The organism is Phenylobacterium sp. (assembly GCF_036263695.1).
Taxonomy (GTDB): domain Bacteria; phylum Pseudomonadota; class Alphaproteobacteria; order Caulobacterales; family Caulobacteraceae; genus Phenylobacterium.
In genome coordinates this window covers 1-18856 of sequence record NZ_DATAGM010000316.1, presented here as the reverse complement: position 1 = coordinate 18856, position 18856 = coordinate 1, and the positions used below count along the sequence as shown (strand labels likewise).

Below are 18856 nucleotides of genomic sequence, written 5' to 3'. Positions count from 1 at the left end.
CGGTAACCCGGGGTGATGAAGATCGAGGTGTCCCCGGAGAACGGCGCTAGCTCTCCGCCGGCCGCGGCGGACTCTAGCAACCTGAGCGAGGTGGTGCCGACGCAGACGATCCGGCCGCCGGCGGCGCGGGTGGCGTTGATCTCCGCGGCCGTGCGCGCATCCACCTCGCCGGTCTCAGCGTGCATCCGGTGCTCGGCGACGACCTCGGTCTTCACCGGCAGGAAGGTGCCCGCCCCCACGTGCAGGGTGACGAAGGACAGGTCCACGCCGGACCCGCGCAGGGCCGCCAGCAGCGGCTCGGTGAAGTGCAGACCGGCGGTCGGGGCCGCGACCGAGCCTTCCGCCTGGGCGTAGATGGTCTGGTAGTCGCGCCGGTCCTGCTCGTCCTCGGCCCGCTTGGCGGCGATGTAGGGCGGCAGCGGCATGGCGCCCCGCTCCGCGATGGCGGCGTCCAGGTCCGGGCCGGAGATGTCGAAGCTGAGGGTGACCTCGCCGCCGTCGCCCTTGTCCTTGATCGTGGCCTCGAGCGCGGCGAGCAGGCAGGCGCGGTCGGTCTCCTCCCCGAACGAGACCCGGTCGCCGACCGCCAGCCGCTTGCCGGGCCGCATGAAAGCCGTCCAGCTGTGCGGCGATAAGCGCCGATGCAGGGTCGCCTCCACGACCACCACCGAATCTCCACGGATCCTGCGCCCCTTCAGCCGTGCGGGGATCACACGGGTGTCGTTGAACACCAGCCGGTCGCCGGCCCTGAGCAGGCGCGGCAGGTCGCGGACGATCAGGTCCTCGAAGGCTCCGGAGGCAGGGACATGCAGCAGCCGCGCCGAATCCCTCGGACTGGCGGGCCGAAGCGCGATGCGGTCCTCGGGCAGGTGGAAATCGAAGTCGGAAAGCAGCATCGGGGCCCGCTCAAGCGCATGGCGGCCGGGGCGCGTCAAGCGCGGGCATGGTAGAGGCGGCCATGGGAGCGTTGCGACTCGTGCTGATCCGGATGGCGGCGGCAATCGCGCTGGCGCTGGTCGTCGCCGGCGCGCTCGGGGCGCTGGCGGCCAACGGCGGGCGGATCTCCGACCGGCTGGATATCGCCGCCCATTTCGCCCCGATCCAGCTCTGGATGGTGCTGGCCGGCGCGGGCCTGACGCTGCTGACGCCCCGCAGCCGTCTGCGGATCGCCACCCTCGGCATCGCGGCCGTGGGCGCGCCGCTGGCCCTGCTGCTGATCTGGCCGGAGCTGACGCGGGCCGAGACGCGAGCGCCCGCAGGCGCCGCCGCCGACCTCAAGCTGATCCAGTTCAACGTCTGGGGCGGCCGCAACCGGGACCTGGAGGGCACGCTCGACTGGCTCTACGCCCAGGACGCGGACGTGGTCGTCATGCAGGAGGTCAAGCCTCGGGTGCTGGAGGCTGTCGAGCGCCGCGGCGGCTACCACGTCAGCTGCGCGCGCCGCCACCGCTGCCAGACCGTGATCCTGAGCAAGCAGCCGCCGCTGGAGACCGGCGTCCCAAAGGTGGACGAAGGCGCCCGGGTCTCCTCCGCCCGCGCCACGCTGCCGCTGCGGGGCGGCGCCACCTTCACCGTCGTCGGCGTCCACTACACCTGGCCGATCCCGGCCGGCCCCCAGCAGGCCCAGGGACGGCGGCTCGCGGCGATCGTCGGCAAGTTCCCGAAGGGCCGGCTGATCGTCTCGGGCGACTTCAACTCCACGCCTTGGTCGTTCACTCGAAGGCGGGAGGACCGCGCCTTTGGCCTGGAGCGCCGCACCCGGATGCTGTTCAGCTGGCCGGCGGCCCGCGCGGGCGCGGCCGCCTCGCCCCTGCCCTTCCTGCCGATCGACCACGTCTACGCCGGGCCCGGCTGGCGCACGGTGAGCGTCGAGCGCGGGCCGCGGCTCGGGTCCGACCACTATCCGGTCATCGTGCGGCTGGCGCTGACCCCTTGACGCCTCCGCGCCACGGGCGCTTCTGACGGGCTTCCCCAAGAGCAGAGTGCGGAGGCCATCCATGGACAAGCGGCGCGTCGGTTCCTTCGAAGTCTCGGCCATCGGGCTCGGCTGCATGAGCCTGTCGCACGCTTACGGCTCGCCGCCGCCCCGCGAGCAGGCGGAGCGGGTGCTGCTGGGCGCCCTGGACGCCGGCTACACCTTCTTCGACACCGCCGCCGTCTATGGCCTCGGCCACAACGAGACCCTGGTTGGAGAGATCCTGGGCCCGCATCGGGACAAGTTCGTGCTGGCCTCCAAGTGCGGCATGACGGTCGGCGACAAGCGCGAAATCAACGGCCGACCCGAGAACCTGAAGGCGACCTGCGAAGACAGCCTGCGCCGCCTGAAGACCGACGCCATCGACCTCTACTACCTGCACCGCTGGGACCGCCGGGTCCCGATCGAGGAGAGCGTCGGCGCGCTCGCCGACCTGGTGCGCGAAGGCAAGATCCGCTCCATCGGCCTCTCGGAAGTCTCAGCCGCCACCCTGCGGCGGGCCCATGCGGTGCATCCGATCGCCGCCATCCAGACCGAGTACTCGCCCTGGACCCGCAATCCGGAAGTCGCGGTGCTCGACGCGTGTCGCGAGCTCGGCGTGACCTTCGTGGCCTTCAGTCCGGTGGCCCGCGGCTTCATCGCCGGCGGGGTGCGCGACGTCTCACAGCTGGAGCCGGGCGACATCCGGCTGAACATGCCCAGGTTCCAGGGGGAGAACTTCGCCGCCAATCTGAAGCTGCTGGAGCGGTTCGAGGCGGTGGCGCGGGAGGCCGGCTGCACGCCGGCCCAGCTGTGCCTGGCCTGGCTGCTGCACAAGGACCCCACGCTCGTGCCGATCCCCGGCACCACCCGCCCCGACCACATGGCCGAGAACGCCGCCGGCGCGGACGTGCGCCTCTCCCCCGAGGTGATGGCCCGCATCGACGAGCTGGTGAACCCGAAGACCGTCGCAGGGCCCCGCTACAGCTCCGCCCTGCAGGCCAACATCGACACCGAGCTGCTGCCGGGCGAGTTGGAGCCGGCGGAGTAGGTCTAGCCGGCGCTAGCGCAGCGCCTTCCGCGCCTTCGCCAGGTCCGCCTCGAGCCTGTCGCGCTGGGCGGCGTAGTTGCGGGCCTCCAGCGCCTCGCGGGCGTTCAGCTCCTCACGCGCGGCGGCGATCTCGGCGCAGGCGGTCTCGTGCGTCTCCTGGAGCGAGGCGAGGCGCGCCTCGAGGTCGGCGACGCGCTTCAGGGCCGCAGGCGATGGGCCCTTCTTCGGCCTGGGCGCCTTGGCGGGCTTCAGCTTGGCCAGCGTCTCGCGCGAGCCCGCCGGCCGGCGCAGCACCTCGCCGGGGCGGGCGAGCGCGGCCTCGACCAGCGCCGGATCGTCGGTCTCGCGCGCCGCGCCGGTCTTGAACAGGTCCTGATGCACGCCCCAGGCGGCCAGCGCCTTCGGCTTCGAGCTCGCCGCGACGACATAGTCGGTGAGCCCGTCGGAGGTGACGAAGACCTTCAGCCGCGGGGCCATGGCGTCCTCTCGGGATCGGGGAGGATATAACCGGCGCGGCCGCGAAGCGTTGCAGCAGCCGCGGCTGACGGCGGCGCGCCGAGGTGCTAGCAGGGCGTGTGTTCGACGTGACCCGCGCCTACGGCCTGACCTTCTATTTCCCCGAGGGCGACTCCGCCGTCGGCGGCTCCCTCAAGGCGCACGGCGAGTTCGCGCGGCCGCTGCTGGACTACCTGCTGCTGGCGGCGGACCGGCCGGGCGGCGCGTTCGTCGACGTGGGCGCCAACATCGGCACCATCGCCCTGCCCTTCGCGGTGGCGCGCCGCCGCTGGCGGGTCGTGGCGCTGGAGGCGCACCGGGGGATCGCAGGAATCCTGTCGGCCAATGTGGTGGTCAACGGGCTGACCAATGTGGAGGTTCTCCACGCTGCGGCGGGACCGGAGGCGAAGCTGGCGGCGTTTCCGACGCCGCCCCTGCGGCTGAAGGGAAATCACGGCGTCGCCGGTTTCCTGATGACCGACGCCCCCACCGAACCGGTGCGGATGCTCCGCCTCGATGACATCCCGGGCGATGTCCGGGTGGTGAAGGTCGACGTGGAGGGGTTCGAGCCCGAAGTGCTGAAAGGCGCGGGCCGGCTGATCCGCGACGTGAAGCCCACATGGGTCGTGGAGGCCACCCGCTCGCGCGAGGCGCCGGCCCGCCAGGTCATGCGCATCTTCCTGGAGGCGGGTTACGACCTCTACTGGCTGTTCGCGCCGTTCGTGACGCCGCTGGCGCCGAAGACGCCCGGCGAGATCCGCCTGGGCGACCTGAACGTGGTCGCCGTTCCCCCGGGCGGCGACAATCCGTGGAACATGACGCCGGTCCGGACTGCGGACGATCCTCTCCCGTCGACCCCCGACGCGCACCCCTACATCCAGCGCTACACGAAAGAAGGCGCTGCGGCCGCGCGCTAGCCGAGCGAGGCGAGCTCCCGGGCCAGGTTTGCCCGCGCCTGCGCCTCGAAGCGCTCGCCCAGGCGCGGATCCGGAAAGATCGCGGGCGCCTCCAGGAAGCGCCGCAGCACCCGCCCGCGGCCGGCCCGCCACAGCTCATCCGGCACGTGGGCGTACTCCTCGCGGACGGCCCTCGCGTAGGCGTCGTAGTCCGCCGGCGAGGCGCCGAGGATCGACAGGTCGATGGAGACCAGGATCGCGCCCATGCGGTCGCCGGGCGCCACCTCATGACCGGCGGTCAGGCGGATCAGCCGGGCGACCTCGGCGCGATCGGCGGGGCTGACGCCCATCTCCGCCAGGTCCGCCTCGGCCATGTCGGCGCTGCGGGCCTCTTGTCGGCGGCCTTGGCGTCGTAGATCGCGTCGTGCCACCAGATCGCCCAGGCGAGGATCTGGCGCTCGTGCGCCGACAGCCCCTGGACCTCGTCCAGGAGCGTCAGGCAGGCCTCGATGTGGGCCCGGGTGTGGTAGCGCCGGTGCGGCTCGGCGTAGGCCGCCTCAAGCCTGGGCTTCAATATCGGCCAGGACCTTCATCGAGATGATCCGCCCCGGGTTCTTCGGCGGCTCGCCCTTCGGCAGGGCGTCGACATTCTCCATGCCTTCGATCACCTCGCCCCAAACCGTGTACTGGCGGTCGAGGAAGGTGGCGTCGTCGAAGCAGATGAAGAACTGGCTGTTGGCCGAGTTCGGGTTGTTGGTGCGGGCCATCGAGCAAGCCCCGCGCACGTGGTGGGCGTCGGTGAACTCGGCGTTGAGGTTCGGCTTGTCCGAGCCGCCCGAGCCGGTCCCGGTGGGGTCGCCGCCCTGGGCCATGAAGCCGGGGATCACCCGGTGGAACTTGACGCCGTCGTAGAAGCCCTCGCGCGACAACTCCTTGATGCGGGCGACGTGGTTGGGGGCCAGGTCGGGGCGAAGTTTGATCTTCACCGGCCCGCTATCGAGCTCCATGATCAGGAAATTCTCGGGGTCCTGGGCCATCACTTCACCTCCACGGGCAGTTCGATATCGCATGCACTGAAGTCGGGCCCCTTGAGAGCCTTCAGCCGCTCGACTTCGGCGGCTAGCCAGGGGCTCTTCGTGTCAACCACCCGGACCTTCGGTCGTTCCGCGGCCGGGATGTCGGCGAGCACCCGCACCTTCTGCATTTCGTCCTGGGGCGGGGCCACCGGCTCGCCGGTCTTGATCGCCCGGACTACGTCCAGCCCAGAGATCACCCGGCCCCAGACGGTGTAGCGCTGCTCCAGCGACGGATACTTGGCGCGCATCAGGAAGAACTGGCTGTTGGCCGAACCGGGGTCGCCCCCGCGTGCCATGCCGCCCACGCCCGGGCAATAGAGGCCGAAGGCGGTCACCTTGCCGTCCACCGTGGCCGCGGCCATCCAGGCGTTCTGGCTGCGGATCGGCACGGGTCCGATGAAGCCGATCTCGCTGACGGCGTCGGCGTGCACCTTGACCATCTCCGGCGGCGCGACGCGGAAAGTGAACTCGGCCGGCAGGTCCGGCAGGGCCGAGCCGCCCTCGCCGGTGTCCTGCGGATCGCCGGTCTGGGCCATGAACGCGTCGATGACCCGGAAAAACTTGCGCCCGTCGTAGAGCCCCTGGCGGGTCAGCGTGCGGATCCGCTCGACGTGCTGCGGCGCCAGCTGCGGGACCATCTCGACCAGCACCCGGCCCTTGTTGGTGTCGATCACCAGGACGTTCTGCGGGTCGGGCGTGCGCCAGTCACCGGCGGCGGGCCTGGCGGGCTGGGCCGCAGGCGCCGGAGCGGCCGGGCGCGGCTTGGTCTGGGCCAGGGCGGGGGCAGTGGCGAGCGAGAAGGCGCACGCACCCAAGGCGAGGGCTCGGATCATGGGCGCTACTGGTAGCGGGCGTCGGTTTGGCGCGCCAGACCGCTCAGCGCGCGCCGACCTTTTCCTTCAGCCGCGCCTCGATGCGCGGGCTGACGAATTTGGCCACGTCGCCGCCGAGGATGGCGATCTCCTTGACCAGCTTGGAGGCGATCGCCTGGTGGCGCGGGTCGGCCATCAGGAAGACGGTCTCGATTTCGCGGTCCAGCTGCTGGTTCATCGCGGTCATCTGGAACTCGAACTCGAAGTCGGCGACAGCCCGCAGGCCGCGCACGATCACCGAGGCCCCGACCTCGCGGGCGAAGTGCATCAGCAGCCCCTCGAACGGCTCGACGACGATCTCGGCCGTCGAATTGAGGTGCTGGGTCTCGGCCCGCACCATCTCGACGCGCTCCTCGAGGGTGAACATCGGGCCCTTGCCCTGGTTGATCGCCACCCCGAGCACCAGCCGGTCGACCAGCTTCACGGCCCGGCCGATGATGTCCAGGTGGCCGTTGTGCATCGGGTCGAAGGTGCCCGGATACAGGCCGATACGCGTCATAAAGGGCAGTCCCCCAGAGCTCTCCCTTTCGGCCAATGGCCCAGCCGGGCGCCGTTAGGCAAGCCGTTTCTTCCTCAAGGGGAGGTCGGCGCGCCTAGTCCTCCGACTCCGGAGCTTCAGGCTCTTCGCCGATTACGCCCTCTTCCGGCTCGTCGCCGGCGTCAGCCAGCCGCTCGACGGAAACCACGTGCTCGTCGGCCGCCTTGCGGAAGATGGTGACGCCTTGGGTGTTGCGGCCGGCGACGCGGACCTGGCGGACCGGGGTGCGGATCAGTTGGCCCTGGTCGGTGACCAGCAGGATCTGGTCGGCGTCCTCGATCGGGAAGGAGGCCACCAGACGGCCGCCGCGCTTCGAGAGGTCCTGGGCCATCAGGCCCTGGCCGCCCCGGCCCGTGCGACGGTACTCGTAGGCGCTGGTCCGCTTGCCGAAGCCTTCCGAGGAGACGGTCAGGATGAACTCCTCGGCCGCGCCCAGCGCCGCGATGCGCTCGGGCGGCATCGGAGCCAGGCCCTCGTCCTCGCCGGCGTCATCGTCCTCGGGCGCGGATTCCTCCGGCTGCTCGCCGAGCTCGGCGGCGCGCATGGCGCGGCTGTGCTTGAGGTAGGCGGCGCGCTCGGCGGGGCTGGCCTCGACGGAGCGCAGGATGGCCATGGAGATGACCTGGTCGCCGTCCGCGAGGCGCACGCCGCGCACGCCGGTGGAGTCGCGGCCGGCGAACACCCGCACCTCTTCCACCGAGAAGCGGATGCAGCGGCCGAGCGCCGTGGTCAGCAGCACGTCGTTCTCACGCGTGCAGACGCAGACGCCGATAATGGAGTCGCCCTCGTCGAGCTTCATGGCGATCTTGCCGTTGCGGCGGATGTCGATGAAGTCGGAGAGCTTGTTGCGGCGGACGTTCCCCGAGCGGGTGGCGAACATCACGTCGTACTGGTCCCACGTCGCCTCGTCCTCGGGCAGCGGCAGGATCGAGGTGATGGTTTCGCCCGGCTCGATCGGCAGGATGTTGACGAAGGCCTTGCCGCGGCTGGTCGGCGTGCCCACCGGCAGGCGCCACACCTTCAGCTTGTAGGCCTTGCCGCCGCTCGAGAAGAACAGCACCGGCGTGTGGGTGTTGGCCGAGAACACCCGGGTGACGGCGTCCTCTTCCTTGGTCGCCATGCCCGAGCGGCCTTTGCCGCCCCGGTGCTGGGTCCGGTAGATGTTCAGCGGCGTGCGCTTGACGTAGCCCGAGTGGGTCACGGTGATGACCATGTCCTCGCGGGCGATCAGGTCCTCGTCCTCGACGTCGGCGTCGCCTTCGACGATCTCGGTGCGGCGCGGGACGGCGTAGGCGGCCCTGACCTCCACCAGCTCCTCGCGCACGATCGCCATCACCCGCTCGCGCGAGGACAGGATGTCGAGGTGGCCCTGGATGACGGCGGCGAGCTCGCGCGCCTCTCCGAAGATCTCGTCACGGCCCAGACCCGTCAGCCGCGACAGGGTGAGCGCCAGGATCGCCCTCGCCTGCTCGTCGGTGAGCCGGATGCGGTCGCCCTCGACCAGCACCGATCGCGGGTCGGCGATCAGGTCCACGAGGGGCATCATGTCGCCGGTCGGCCAGGCCTGGGCGATCAGCCGCTCGCGGGCTTCCGCCGGATCCTTGGAGGAGCGAATGATGTGGATGACGTCGTCGATGTTGGCCACCGCGATGGCGAGGCCCACCAACACGTGGCCGCGGTCGCGGGCTTTGGACAGCTCGTACTTGGTGCGCCGGACGACGACTTCCTCGCGGAAGGCGACGAAGGCGTCGAGCATCTCCTTCAGGCCCATCTGCTGGGGCCGGCCGCGGTTCAGCGCCAGCATGTTGACCCCGAAGGAGGTCTGCAGAGGGGTGAAGCGGTAGAGCTGGTTGAGCAGGACCTCGGCGCTGGCCTCGCGCTTCATCTCGACGACGACGCGCATGCCGTCGCGGTCGGACTCGTCGCGAAGGTCCGCCACGCCCTCGATGCGCTTCTCGCGCACCAGCTCGGCGATCCGCTCGACCAGCGCGGCCTTGTTCACCTGATAGGGGATGGCGGTGATGACGATCGCCTCGCGGTCCTTGCGGACCTCCTCGATCGCCGCCTTGCCGCGCATCACCACCGAGCCGCGGCCGGTCATCAGCGCCTGGCGCGCCCCCGTCCGGCCGATGATCTCGCCGCCGGTGGGGAAATCCGGGGCCGGGACGATGTCGAGCAGCTCATCCAGGCCGATGTCCGGGTTGTCGATCATCGCCAGGCAGGCGTCGACCACTTCGCCCAGGTTGTGCGGCGGAATGTTGGTGGCCATGCCGACGGCGATGCCGCCCGCGCCATTGACCAGCAGATTGGGGATGCGCGAGGGCAGGACCACCGGCTCGTGCTCGGAGCCGTCGTAGTTGTCCTTGAAGTCGACGGTGTCCTTGTCGAGGTCGGCGAGGATCGACATCGCCGCGCGCGTCAGCCGGCACTCGGTGTAGCGCATGGCGGCCGGCGGATCGTTGTCCACCGAGCCGAAGTTGCCCTGGCCGTCGATCAGCAGCTGGCCCATGGAGAACGGCTGGGCCATCCGCACCAAGGTGTCGTAGATCGCCACGTCGCCGTGCGGGTGATACTTACCCATGACGTCGCCGACCACGCGGGCGGACTTCACGTAGCTGCGGTCCGGCGTGTGCCCCTGCTCATTCATCGAGAACAGGATGCGCCGGTGCACGGGCTTGAGGCCGTCGCGCACGTCGGGCAGCGCCCGGCTCACGATCACGCTCATGGCGTAGTCGAGGTACGAGCGCTTCAGCTCGTCTTCGATGGCGATAGGGGCGATGCCCCCGCGCCGGCCGTCGTCCGGTGGGGTGGGGTTGTCGTCGCTCAAGGGTGGGATTTAGCCGCCAGAATCGGACACAGGAGATAGGTCCTCCGGGTATCATCCGAAAGCCGCAGACGCTAGGTTTCCCGCCTCTTCAGTCACAGGAATCCTGCCCATGCGTACCCCAATCGCCGCTCTCGCCGCCGTGGCGCTCGCCGCGCCCGCCTTCGCCCAGACGGCGCCCGCGCCGCTGCACGTGGAGCTGAAGAACAACGCCGGCGCGTCGGTTGGCCACGCCATGATCAGCGAGGCCCCGAACGGCGTGGTCATGCGTGTCGAGGCCAAGGGCCTGCCGCCCGGCTGGCACGGCCTGCACTTCCACGAGAAGGCCGACTGCTCGAAGTCCGACTTCACCAGCGCCGGCGGCCACGTGCACGACCAGCCGACCATGGTGCATGGCCTGCTCAATCCGGACGCCAACGAGGCCGGCGACCTGCCGAACCTGTTTGTCGCGAAGGACGGGACCGCCAACGCCGAGTTCTTCTCCAGCTACGTCTCGGTGAAGGCGGCCGGGCGCGTGCGGCTCGCAGACGCAGACGGCTCGGCGCTGGTGATCCACGCCTCGCCCGACGACCACAAGACCCAACCGATCGGCGGCGCGGGCGCCCGCATCGCCTGCGGCGCCATCAAGTAGGCCCTTCTCGATGAGCCCAGGACGCCTCGCCGCCCGCGGAACCGCCTTCGTCGACGACGCCGGGCGCGAGGTGATCCTTCGGGGCGTCAACCTCGGCGGGGACTGCAAGGTCCCCTACCCGTATGGCGGCACCCACCTGCCGAGCGACTTTGCGGACCACCGCGAGGTCTCGTTCGTGGGCCGTCCCTTCCCCATCGAAGAGGCCGACGAGCACCTTGGCCGGCTGCGCGGCTGGGGTTTCAACTGCCTGCGCCTGCTGACGACTTGGGAGGCGGTGGAGCACGCCGGCCCTGGCCAGTATGACCGCGCCTACCTCGACTATTTCGCACAGGTCTGCCGGCGAGGCGGCGAGTACGGCTTCTGGGTGTTCGTCGATTTCCACCAGGACGTCTGGAGCCGGATGACCGGCGGCGACGGGGCGCCCGGCTGGACGCTCGAGGCGCTGGGCCTGGACTTCACCCGCTTCGACGCGGCCGACGCCGCGCTTGTGATGCAGCACCGGTACGACTACGCGAGCCCGGTCGCCCGGCAGGAAGACCGCTACCCAATGATGAGTTGGGGACGGAACTACCAGATGCCGGCCAACGGCATCTGCTGGACCGCCTTCTTCGCCGGCCGGGCCTTCACGCCGGAATGGCGGATCGATGGGCGCAACGTCCAGGACGTGCTGCAGGGCGCCTACCTCGGGGCCATGCGCGCAGTGGCCGAGGCGGTGAAGGACCAGCCGCACGTCATCGGCTTCGATTCCCTCAACGAGCCCGGCCGCGGCTGGATCGGCCAGCCGCTGTCGGAGCGGCGGCTGACGCCCAGCCCCGACACTCCCCGCCCTCCGCGGCCCGGGCCAGTGTGGACGCCGCTGGATGGCCTGGCCGCCGCCGCCGGCCTGACCCGAGCCTTGCCCATGCTTGGCCGGCAGGGGGAGGCGCCGGGCCTGGAGATCGTCTCCGAGCTGACCGTGAACGCGGCGGGCGTGCGCATCTGGACATCTGGCGAGGCTGATCCTTTCGAGCGGGCCGGCATCTGGCGGCGGGAAGGTGCGGCGCCCCTGCGGGAGGACGCCTTCCAGGCGGTGGACGGCCGGCCAGTGGACTACGACTCCGACTTCATGGCCCCGTTCATGCGGGCGGTGGCGCAGACAGTGCGCAGCGTCCGGGACGATTGGCTGCTGTTCGCCGAGCTCGACCCGTTCGAGGCGGCGACCGGCCACGGTTTCCCGCCCGGGATGCCCGAGCGGACGGTGAACGCCAACCACTGGTATGACGCCCGCACGCTGGTGACCAAGACCTTCGACGCGAGCTTCGATCCGGAGCGGCTGCGCAGCCGCTACCAGCGCGAACTGTCGCGAATCCGGGCCCATGGCGAGGCGCTGAACGCCCCCACCCTGATCGGCGAATTCGGCATCCCCTACGACCTGAACGGCGGCGAGGCGTACCGCCGCTGGGCGGCCGGCGAGCGGGACGAAGCGATCTGGGCCGCCCATGAGCGGGCGCTGTCGCTGATGTACGACGCCATGGACGAGCTGGGACTGTCCTCCACCCAGTGGAACTACACCGCCTCCAACCGCAACGACCTGCGCATCGGCGACGGCTGGAACCAGGAGGACCTTTCCATTTTCTCCAGCGACCAGCAGGGCGGCGGCTCGGACGGCGGGAGGGCCGTGCGGGGCTTCTCCCGACCCTATGTCCGTTCCGCGCAGGGGCGGATCACCGCGCAGCGATTCGACTGGAGCACGGGCCTGTTCACCGCCGAGGTCGAGGTGGACCCGAACGTCGCCGCGCCCACAGAGCTCTACGTGCCGAGCGCCTGGTTCGGCGCGGGCGCGGAGGTCGTGTGCGACGATCCTGATGCCGAGGTGACCCGCAGCGGTGATCTGATGCAGGTCCGCTCGCGGCGTTCGGGGCGTCTGAGGCTGGGGCTCACCGGCTAGGCTGGCTTACCTCAGCCTGTGCATCGCGCAGAGCTTGTTGCCGTCCGGGTCGCGCAGGTAGGCGAGGTACATGCGCCCGGTGGGCTGCTCGCGCACGCCCGGCGGGTCCTCGATGGACGTCCCGCCGTTGGCCAGGCCCGCCGCGTGCCAGGCGTCGGCCTGTTCGGTGGAGGTGCAGGCGAAGCCGATGGTCCCGCCGTTGGCCGGGGTCGCCGGCTGACCGTCGATCGGCAGCGAGATGCCCAGCACCCCGCCGTTGGCGCGGTAGAAGATCCGATGGCGATCCACGAACCCGGGCGGGACGCCGAGCGCGCCGAGCAGGGCGTCGTAGAAGGTCTTGGCCCGCTCCAGGTCGTTGGTGCCGATCATGACGTGCGAGAACATCTGCGCCCCTCCGGTGCTTGAGGCCCCAGACGAGCGCGCCGATGGCGGACGGTCAAGCGTGACGCGGCGTCGGGCGGCTTGCTGTTGGCCCGCGGACATCCTGTGTTCAGCTTGCCTGGGGCAGTATGGGGTCCCATCTGAGCTCAGACCTTCCGAAAAGCCCAAAGAAGACGACGCCATGAAACGCCGCCTCGCCCTCCTGCTCGCGCCGCTGCTCCTCGCCGGCCCGGCCGCCGCCGCTGAAGGAATTCTGCCGGGCTACTGGGAGACCACAAACCGGCTGATCTCGCCGATCCCGCAGAAGAAGGTGGAGAAGCGCTGCATCACCCCTCAGGAAGTGGCCAAGTTCATGGAGGGCCCGTCGAACCGGCACTACAAGTGCACCTATCCGACCAAATCCTTCGCGGGCGGCAAGATCCTGCTGAAGGGCCAGTGCCGCTCGAAAAAGGGCCGCGTCGTCGATGTCGCCGGCGAGGGCAGCTACACGCCGACCACCATGCAGTTGACCGCCGACATCGCCACCGAGTGGGCCGGCCTCACCATCGCTGGAAAGGCCAGCACCGACGCCCGCCGAATCAGCGACACCTGCCCGCCGGCCGCGGTCGCGCAGACCAACTGAGCCGCGCTGACGATCAATTGATGGGTTCTGCGGGAACGTAGGGCTCGCCGAACTATTCGGATCATATCCGCCCCCGTTGACCTCCGAGACAAAGCTCGCGAGACAAAACGCCGTGCGGCCGCCTGTCTCACAGGCGCCGTATTCGCCCGGCATGACCCCCGCCGACTTAGCAGAAAGCCGACAAGACCCTCGTGACTGACCTGACCGCAACCGACTGGAGCCGAGCGCTCGCGCCCTACAGGACGCCCAAGCTGAGCCGCAGCCTTGTGGAGATCCTGATCACCACAGGGTCCCTCTTCGCGATCTGGGGCGTCGCCTGGTTCGCGTTCGAGGCGGGCGCGGTCTGGGCCGCGCTGCTGCTGACCATTCCGGCCGCCTTCTTCCTGATGCGGATGTTCCTCATCCAGCACGACTGCGGGCACGGCTCGTTTTTCCCCGCGAAGGCGGCCAATGACTGGGTCGGCCGGGTGATGAGCGTCTTCACCCTGACCCCTTACGAGTACTGGCGGCGGGCGCACGCTCAGCACCACGCGACCTCCGGCAACCTCGACCGGCGCGGCATCGGGGCCATCGACACCCTGACGGTGGATGAATACCGCGCGCTGAGCCCGCGCCGGCGGCTCGGCTACCGGCTCTATCGGCACCCGCTGGTGATGTTCGGCCTGGGGCCGGCGTTCAACTTCTTCATCATGCAGCGGATCCCGCTGGGGATGATGCGTGAGGGCTGGCGGCCGTGGGTCTCGACGCTCGGCAACACTCTGGCGATCGCGGCCGGGGCGGCTGCGCTGGTCTGGCTGGTGGGCCTGGGCCCGCTGGTGGTGAACTTCATCACCATGCTGCTGGCGGCCACCATCGGCGTGTGGCTGTTCTTCGTGCAGCATCAGTTCGAGGGCGTCTACTGGGCCCGCCAGGGCAAGTGGAAGCGCGATCTCGGAGCCCTCGAGGGCTCCTCTCACTACGACCTGCCGCCGGTGCTGCGCTGGCTCACCGCCAACATCGGCATCCACCACGTGCACCACCTCTCCAGCCGGATCCCCTACTACCGGCTGCCGGAAGTGCTGCGCGACCGGCCCGAGCTGAAGGATGTCAGCCGCATCGGGCTGATGGAGAGCTTCAAGTGCGCGCGGTTGGCGCTCTACGACGAGGCGCGCGGCGAACTGATCTCCTTCCGCGAGTACAAGCGCCTCGGCTGACGCCGCGTACAGCCGCGGTTCATCCCGGCCGCCCTAGCTTCGTCCCATCAACCACGGAGGCTGGGATGCGGCTCTTCACGATGGCGGCGGTGGCCGCGATGACCTTGGCGACAGCGGCGAGCGCCCAACCCTACGCCGGCGGGCGCGTCGGGTCGGCGACCCTCTACGAATTCCCGGACTTCCAGGGGCGGCAGTTCACGGTCACCAGCGAGACCACCAACCTGCCCCGCCAGTTCAACGACCAGGCCCGCAGCGCCCGCTTCAACGGCCGCTGGACGGTCTGCGAGAACGCCGACTTCGGGGGCCGCTGCATGGAGCTGTCCGGCGACGTGCCCGAGCTGGACAGCGTGGGCCTGGCCGAACGCATCAGCTCTCTCCGCCCCGCGGGCCGAGACGGCGGCTGGGGCCGCCCTGACGACGACTGGGACCGGCCGGGTGGCGGCTGGAGCGGCGGCGGTCGGCCCGGCGGCCGCGGGATCGACGGCGCCCGGACCGTCTTCTACCCCTACCCGACCATCCGCGGCTCGGACATCGCCGCCGGCTCGACCTCGGCGAACGAGTTCTGCCGCCGCAACGGCCACGGCGGCGCGGCCCACTACGACTCCTCCGAACGCGCACCCCGCGCGGTGGACTGGAACGGCCGCCCCATCGGCCCCTCGCCCGTGCTGCGCGACCTGCTTTGCCGGAAGTACTGAGGCGTAGGGCCAGACATCGAAACGGCCAGTCTCTCGCGAGACTGGCCGTTTCTCTGACTCTTGGAACTCGCCCCTAGAACGGGATCTCGTCGTCCAGGTCGGCGGAGAAGTCTTCGCGCGGGCCGGAGCTCTGGTTGCGGGGGCCGGAGGAGAAGCCGCCGCCGCCGGCGTACTCGGGCTCGCGGCCGCCGCCGGCGCCCTCGCCCTTGCCGTCCAGCAGGGTCAGCTCGCCGCGGAACTTCTGGATCACCACCTCGGTGGAGAACTTCTCGACGCCCGACTGGTCGGTCCATTTGCGGGTCTGAAGCTGGCCCTCGATGTAGACCTTGGAGCCCTTGCGCAGATAGTTCTCGGCGACTTTGGCGATGTTGTCGTTGAAGATCGCCACCCGGTGCCACTCGGTCTTTTCCTTGCGCTCGCCGGTCGCCCGGTCGCGCCAGCTCTCCGAGGTCGCGATGCGCAGGTTGGCCACGCGCTCGCCCGACGGCAGGGAGCGGATTTCGGGATCGGCTCCGAGATTGCCGATGAGGATGACCTTGTTGACGCTGCCCGCCATCGATGTGTCCTTGTGCTTTCCGAAAGGTGCGGGCTGAAGGCCCGGGCGCACGCTACTCCCGGGCGATCCGCCGATCAATGCCGATGTTCTCGTTAAGTTCTGGTCCGCGACTGCGGCGGATAGACCTTCACCGCTGCGGCATCGCTCCCGGGATGGCGAGCCGGCCGTCGCCGGTGCGCACCAGCGCCAGGTAGCGGTGCTCCTCCAGCGAGCCGGCGGTGAAGATGCCCTCCCGCTGAAGGAAGATGAAGTTGCCCTGGAAGGCGCCGACCAGCTCGCGGTTGCTGCCGCCCAGGGTCAGGAAGCGGATCCGCATGGCCTCGAGCGCCGCGGCGCAGTGCTCCAGGTCCGGCTGGTCGGAGACCTTGTTGTACTTCAGCGTCCCGTCCTGCTGCGGCACCACGTGGTAGCAGACGTTGGGGGTCCCGGGCGGGATGGTGCGCTTCTGGCAGGCGACGAGTGAGAGCGCGGCGACCGCCGCGATCAGGAGAATGCGAGGCATGGCGCCAAGCCTATACACGAGACGGGCCGCGCTCCAACCTCACCCGACGGCCGGGATCGAGCAGGCGGGGCCCTGCTCCGCTAGGCGGCGGAAGCTGCGATTGTCGGCGGAGACCTCCACCCGCCCCGGCACCAGCCGTAGGGTCTGCTGGCCCCAGCGGCCGTAGCTGGCCGCGCCGGGCCGCTCGCAGCGGCCGGCGTAGAGGGTCTGGACGCAGGCGTTGAGGGTCATGTCGGGCAGCTTGCGCCACTCCGCGCCGGAATAGCGCCAGCACGGCGCAGAGGGCCCGGCGGGGCGGGCCTGAGCGGGAGCGCCCGCCGGCGTCTGGGCGGCTTGGGACGGCCCGTCGAGTCCCGCAGACGTCGCCTCGCTGATCGGCGGCAGGGGCACGATGGAGGCGCCGGCCTGGTTCGCTGCAGCCAGGGCGCCGGTCTCGTCGACGCCGACGTCGAGCGCGTCGGTGGCCACGCCATTGCGCTTGGCGCAGGCCGACAGGGTCAGCTCGCCGACAAACTGGCCGTCCACGAAGCAGCGGAGCGGCCGGGTCGCGCTGACGCGCTCGTCCGTGTCGGTGGTCTCCACGACCAGGCCCGCCTGCGAGGCAGGCGGCGGCGCGGCGGGCTCCTTGGGGCCCTGCAGGACGAGAATAGCGGCCAGGCCCAGGCCGGCGAGCAGCGCCGCTGCGCCGCCGCCGAGGACCAGGGCGTTGCGCCTGTCGGAGAGGAATGCCATCGGCCTTGGCTAGACCGCGCGGGCCCAGCTTTCAAGCCGCGGGCGCAAGCCCTCAGCCGCCGCCCGTCAGCCGGTCGAGCGCCGACTGGTAATTGGCGATCTGCGACTGCAGGTAGGCCGGCACCTGGCCCGTGGGGTTTACAGTGGATGGGGCGGCCTTCGGCGAGGCCTTCGCCACCAGGTCCTTGTAGGCGGTGCGGATGACGCCCATCGCCGCGCTGATCTCAGCCATGGCGTGGCGCACCTGTTCGGCGTCGTTGAGGTTGAGGTCGCTGGGCAGGCCCAGGCCGTACAGCGGCGCCTTGCCGTCGGCGGGCACGGTCTTCCCGTCCACGACCTTGGTGTTGCGCACGACGCCCTCGGCCAGCCCCAGCACCTCCAGCGCGTTGTCGCTGCCCTTGCCGGGCAGGATCTCGATCAGCGAGCGGTCGTGCAGCGGCTTGATCTGCAGCCGGCGGACGCCCTCGCTGGTGGTGATCTCCACCTTGGCCTTGAAGGCGAGCGCCCGGCGGATCTTGGTGGCAAGGGTCTCCAGGGTGTCCTTGTTGTCGATCGTCACGGCCTGCGGCCGGCCGCCGTCGGCGCGCAGGTAGAAGGTGTCGCCCTCCCGCGCCGAGGTGGCCGCGGTGATCCGCGGCGAGTCCGACATGTCCAGCAGGCCCTTGGGCAGGCCGAGCTTGTCGAGGACACTGGCGCCTGTGGTGTCGATGGCGATCGGGCCCGGCGAGGTGTGGCCCTCGCGGCCCGTGAAGCGGCGGGCCCAGACGTCCTCGCCGGTGTCCACGTCGATGCGGACCAGGAAGCCGTCCTTGGTCCCGACCTTGGGCTGGTCCGGAAGGTCCGTGCCGGCCTGGCCGCTGAGCCAGATCTGGCCGGCTTTGGCCGCAAGGCCGGTGACCTTCTCATCGCCCGCGCCGCCATAATAGGCCAGCCGGTCGCCGGCTCCGGCGACGAGGTTGGCGGAGAGGCGGGCCACGAAGGCGTCCGCACCGCCGGCGTGCGCATGGGTGACGGTCCCGGCCGAAAGCGATGCGTTGCGGGTCGTGCCGGCGACGACGATCTGGCCGCCGTCGAGGGCCAGGCCGTTGATCTCGCCCTGGATCTCGCCGAGGTCACGGGTGGCGACCAGCTTCGGCGCGCCGGCAGCCTGCAGGTCGAACCGGCGCAGGACCGCCCGGCCGTTCTCGACGCCTGCGACCACCAGCGAATTGCCGTCCACCACCAGGCCCCCTGCCCGGTCGTCCTTGTTGGAGCCCACCGCCTGGGTGAACAGGTGCTGGATCTGGCCCTTCGCGTCGGCCTTGAAGCCCTGCACGTAGTTGTCCCAGCCGCCCAGGCCGGTCGAACCGGTCATGCTGGAGCGGGAGCGGCCGGCGACATAGACCGCGCCATCCGCGCCGAAACTCACCTGGCTCGCCTCGTCCGCCTGGCGGGCGCCGCGGCGCTGGGTCCAGACCTCCTGGCCGTCGGCGTCGAACAGGGTGACGAAGCTGTCGGACTCCTCGGCGAAGGCGCCGGTCTCGCCGGAGATGAAGACGCCTTCCGTCGCGCCGTTCATGGCGCCGGTGACTGACCCGGCGATGGCCACCTTGCCGTCGGCGGAGACCGCCAGGGCCAGGCCGCTCGCCTTCTCGGCCGCGCCGAGGGTGCGGCTGTAAATGAGGTTGCCGGCGGAATCGTACTTCAGCAGGGCGACGTCCTGCTCGCCTTTGATCTCCTGGCCGGCGACCTTGTCGCCGACGTCGGCCAGCATGTAGACGGCCCCGTCAGGCCCGACCTGCTGCGCACGGACGGCGATGACGTTCGGGTCCAGGTCCTTGGCGAAGGTGCGCCCGTCAACGAAATTCGCCTCGCCGGAGGTCTGCTGCGGCGCCGTCACCGCAGCGGTGTCCGTCTGGAACTTCAGCAGTT

Annotated in this window: 20 protein-coding genes and 1 pseudogene; 8 read left to right on the top strand and 13 right to left on the bottom strand. The window is 70.3% G+C overall.

Annotated elements, in window-relative coordinates; genetic code table 11:
* The coding region (queA, locus tag VHK87_RS12970) for a tRNA preQ1(34) S-adenosylmethionine ribosyltransferase-isomerase QueA (protein WP_329635317.1) at nucleotides 1–896 on the bottom strand (896 nt) is incomplete at its 3' end.
* A gap of 62 nt (nucleotides 897–958) precedes the next feature.
* On the opposite strand from queA, the gene VHK87_RS12965 reads away from it, so the two are divergent.
* Both VHK87_RS12965 and VHK87_RS12960 read left to right on the top strand, forming a co-directional pair.
* A complete protein-coding gene (locus VHK87_RS12965; protein ID WP_329635316.1) occupies nucleotides 959–1936 on the top strand; it encodes an endonuclease/exonuclease/phosphatase family protein in 978 nt (325 codons plus the stop codon).
* A gap of 61 nt (nucleotides 1937–1997) precedes the next feature.
* The gene (locus VHK87_RS12960) at nucleotides 1998–3005 is read left to right on the top strand and encodes an aldo/keto reductase (protein ID WP_329635315.1); all 1008 of its coding nucleotides are present in this window, start codon (nucleotides 1998–2000) and stop codon (nucleotides 3003–3005) included.
* Between the two features lie 12 nt (nucleotides 3006–3017).
* On the opposite strand, the gene VHK87_RS12955 is transcribed toward VHK87_RS12960, so the two are convergent.
* Entirely contained in the window at nucleotides 3018–3482 is a 465-nt protein-coding gene (locus VHK87_RS12955) for a hypothetical protein (protein ID WP_329635314.1), read from the bottom strand.
* 98 nt (nucleotides 3483–3580) lie between these two features.
* Here VHK87_RS12955 and VHK87_RS12950 point away from each other — a divergent pair, with 98 nt between their 5' ends.
* Nucleotides 3581–4417 carry an FkbM family methyltransferase gene (locus tag VHK87_RS12950; RefSeq protein ID WP_329635313.1) on the top strand — a complete coding sequence of 279 codons (837 nt, stop codon included), beginning with the start codon at nucleotides 3581–3583 and terminating at the stop codon, nucleotides 4415–4417.
* Here VHK87_RS12950 and VHK87_RS12945 read toward each other — a convergent pair.
* The 6 genes from VHK87_RS12945 to gyrA all read right to left on the bottom strand — a co-directional run bounded on the left by VHK87_RS12945 (nucleotide 4414) and on the right by gyrA (nucleotide 9709).
* Nucleotides 4414–4770, bottom strand: a complete 357-nt coding sequence (locus VHK87_RS12945) for a hypothetical protein (protein WP_329635312.1) — start codon at nucleotides 4768–4770, stop codon at nucleotides 4414–4416. The two genes, VHK87_RS12950 and VHK87_RS12945, sit on opposite strands and share 4 nt — an antisense overlap.
* Nucleotides 4704–4970, bottom strand: coding sequence for a hypothetical protein (locus VHK87_RS12940; protein ID WP_329635311.1), 267 nt, complete (start codon nucleotides 4968–4970; stop codon nucleotides 4704–4706). The genes VHK87_RS12945 and VHK87_RS12940 overlap by 67 nt, the downstream gene beginning before the upstream one ends.
* Nucleotides 4954–5433, bottom strand: coding sequence for a peptidylprolyl isomerase (locus VHK87_RS12935; RefSeq protein ID WP_329635310.1), 480 nt, complete (start codon nucleotides 5431–5433; stop codon nucleotides 4954–4956). Before VHK87_RS12935 ends, VHK87_RS12940 begins: the two co-directional genes overlap by 17 nt.
* On the bottom strand, nucleotides 5433–6305 hold the full coding sequence (locus VHK87_RS12930; RefSeq protein ID WP_329635309.1) for a peptidylprolyl isomerase: 873 nt from the start codon (nucleotides 6303–6305) through the stop codon (nucleotides 5433–5435). The genes VHK87_RS12935 and VHK87_RS12930 overlap by 1 nt, the downstream gene beginning before the upstream one ends.
* 43 nt (nucleotides 6306–6348) lie before the next feature.
* On the bottom strand, nucleotides 6349–6843 hold the full coding sequence (gene coaD / locus VHK87_RS12925) for a pantetheine-phosphate adenylyltransferase (RefSeq protein WP_329635308.1): 495 nt from the start codon (nucleotides 6841–6843) through the stop codon (nucleotides 6349–6351).
* Between the two features lie 94 nt (nucleotides 6844–6937).
* On the bottom strand, nucleotides 6938–9709 hold the full coding sequence (gene gyrA / locus VHK87_RS12920; protein ID WP_329635307.1) for a DNA gyrase subunit A: 2772 nt from the start codon (nucleotides 9707–9709) through the stop codon (nucleotides 6938–6940).
* Nucleotides 9710–9818: 109 nt separating this feature from the next.
* Here gyrA and VHK87_RS12915 point away from each other — a divergent pair, with 109 nt between their 5' ends.
* Together VHK87_RS12915 and VHK87_RS12910 are read left to right on the top strand one after the other, a co-directional pair.
* Nucleotides 9819–10337, top strand: a complete 519-nt coding sequence (locus VHK87_RS12915; RefSeq protein ID WP_329635306.1) for a superoxide dismutase family protein — start codon at nucleotides 9819–9821, stop codon at nucleotides 10335–10337.
* A 10-nt stretch (nucleotides 10338–10347) separates the two neighbouring features.
* Nucleotides 10348–12264, top strand: coding sequence for a glycoside hydrolase family 5 protein (locus tag VHK87_RS12910; RefSeq protein ID WP_329635305.1), 1917 nt, complete (start codon nucleotides 10348–10350; stop codon nucleotides 12262–12264).
* Between the two features lie 6 nt (nucleotides 12265–12270).
* Here VHK87_RS12910 and VHK87_RS12905 read toward each other — a convergent pair whose 3' ends face one another.
* Nucleotides 12271–12648 (bottom strand): VOC family protein, encoded by a 378-nt coding sequence (locus VHK87_RS12905; RefSeq protein WP_329635304.1) that lies wholly within the window; start codon nucleotides 12646–12648, stop codon nucleotides 12271–12273.
* Nucleotides 12649–12826: 178 nt separating this feature from the next.
* Between VHK87_RS12905 and VHK87_RS12900 the strand changes: the two genes are divergently transcribed.
* The 3 genes from VHK87_RS12900 to VHK87_RS12890 all read left to right on the top strand — a co-directional run bounded on the left by VHK87_RS12900 (nucleotide 12827) and on the right by VHK87_RS12890 (nucleotide 15155).
* Nucleotides 12827–13267 carry a DUF3617 domain-containing protein gene (locus VHK87_RS12900; RefSeq protein ID WP_329635303.1) on the top strand — a complete coding sequence of 147 codons (441 nt, stop codon included), beginning with the start codon at nucleotides 12827–12829 and terminating at the stop codon, nucleotides 13265–13267.
* Nucleotides 13268–13458: 191 nt separating this feature from the next.
* Complete coding sequence (locus VHK87_RS12895; RefSeq protein ID WP_329635302.1) at nucleotides 13459–14460, top strand: fatty acid desaturase; 1002 nt, start codon at nucleotides 13459–13461, stop codon at nucleotides 14458–14460.
* A 65-nt stretch (nucleotides 14461–14525) separates the two neighbouring features.
* Entirely contained in the window at nucleotides 14526–15155 is a 630-nt protein-coding gene (locus VHK87_RS12890) for a beta/gamma crystallin-related protein (protein ID WP_329635301.1), read from the top strand.
* 73 nt (nucleotides 15156–15228) lie between these two features.
* On the opposite strand, the gene ssb is transcribed toward VHK87_RS12890, so the two are convergent.
* From ssb to VHK87_RS12870, 4 genes and pseudogenes are all read right to left on the bottom strand, one after another.
* Entirely contained in the window at nucleotides 15229–15711 is a 483-nt protein-coding gene (ssb, locus tag VHK87_RS12885; protein WP_329635300.1) for a single-stranded DNA-binding protein, read from the bottom strand.
* A 127-nt stretch (nucleotides 15712–15838) separates the two neighbouring features.
* Nucleotides 15839–16213, bottom strand: a complete 375-nt coding sequence (locus VHK87_RS12880; RefSeq protein WP_329635299.1) for a hypothetical protein — start codon at nucleotides 16211–16213, stop codon at nucleotides 15839–15841.
* 39 nt (nucleotides 16214–16252) lie between these two features.
* Nucleotides 16253–16945 (bottom strand): hypothetical protein, encoded by a 693-nt coding sequence (locus tag VHK87_RS12875; RefSeq protein ID WP_329635298.1) that lies wholly within the window; start codon nucleotides 16943–16945, stop codon nucleotides 16253–16255.
* A 52-nt stretch (nucleotides 16946–16997) separates the two neighbouring features.
* A pseudogene (locus VHK87_RS12870) lies at nucleotides 16998–18856 on the bottom strand (hypothetical protein); the annotation flags it as partial.

What these genes read in the sequence shown, in the direction of transcription:
- VHK87_RS12890 (WP_329635301.1), top strand. Translation starts at nt 14,526, where the DNA reads ATGCGGCTCTTCACGATGGCGGCGGTGGCCGCGATGACCTTGGCGACA.
- VHK87_RS12960 (WP_329635315.1), top strand. Translation starts at nt 1,998, where the DNA reads ATGGACAAGCGGCGCGTCGGTTCCTTCGAAGTCTCGGCCATCGGGCTC.
- VHK87_RS12900 (WP_329635303.1), top strand. Translation starts at nt 12,827, where the DNA reads ATGAAACGCCGCCTCGCCCTCCTGCTCGCGCCGCTGCTCCTCGCCGGC.
- VHK87_RS12935 (WP_329635310.1), bottom strand. Translation starts at nt 5,433, where the DNA reads ATGGCCCAGGACCCCGAGAATTTCCTGATCATGGAGCTCGATAGCGGG.
- VHK87_RS12955 (WP_329635314.1), bottom strand. Translation starts at nt 3,482, where the DNA reads ATGGCCCCGCGGCTGAAGGTCTTCGTCACCTCCGACGGGCTCACCGAC.
- VHK87_RS12875 (WP_329635298.1), bottom strand. Translation starts at nt 16,945, where the DNA reads ATGGCATTCCTCTCCGACAGGCGCAACGCCCTGGTCCTCGGCGGCGGC.
- VHK87_RS12915 (WP_329635306.1), top strand. Translation starts at nt 9,819, where the DNA reads ATGCGTACCCCAATCGCCGCTCTCGCCGCCGTGGCGCTCGCCGCGCCC.
- coaD (WP_329635308.1), bottom strand. Translation starts at nt 6,843, where the DNA reads ATGACGCGTATCGGCCTGTATCCGGGCACCTTCGACCCGATGCACAAC.
- VHK87_RS12880 (WP_329635299.1), bottom strand. Translation starts at nt 16,213, where the DNA reads ATGCCTCGCATTCTCCTGATCGCGGCGGTCGCCGCGCTCTCACTCGTC.
- VHK87_RS12905 (WP_329635304.1), bottom strand. Translation starts at nt 12,648, where the DNA reads ATGTTCTCGCACGTCATGATCGGCACCAACGACCTGGAGCGGGCCAAG.
- VHK87_RS12945 (WP_329635312.1), bottom strand. Translation starts at nt 4,770, where the DNA reads ATGGCCGAGGCGGACCTGGCGGAGATGGGCGTCAGCCCCGCCGATCGC.
- VHK87_RS12930 (WP_329635309.1), bottom strand. Translation starts at nt 6,305, where the DNA reads ATGATCCGAGCCCTCGCCTTGGGTGCGTGCGCCTTCTCGCTCGCCACT.
- ssb (WP_329635300.1), bottom strand. Translation starts at nt 15,711, where the DNA reads ATGGCGGGCAGCGTCAACAAGGTCATCCTCATCGGCAATCTCGGAGCC.
- VHK87_RS12965 (WP_329635316.1), top strand. Translation starts at nt 959, where the DNA reads ATGGGAGCGTTGCGACTCGTGCTGATCCGGATGGCGGCGGCAATCGCG.
- VHK87_RS12910 (WP_329635305.1), top strand. Translation starts at nt 10,348, where the DNA reads ATGAGCCCAGGACGCCTCGCCGCCCGCGGAACCGCCTTCGTCGACGAC.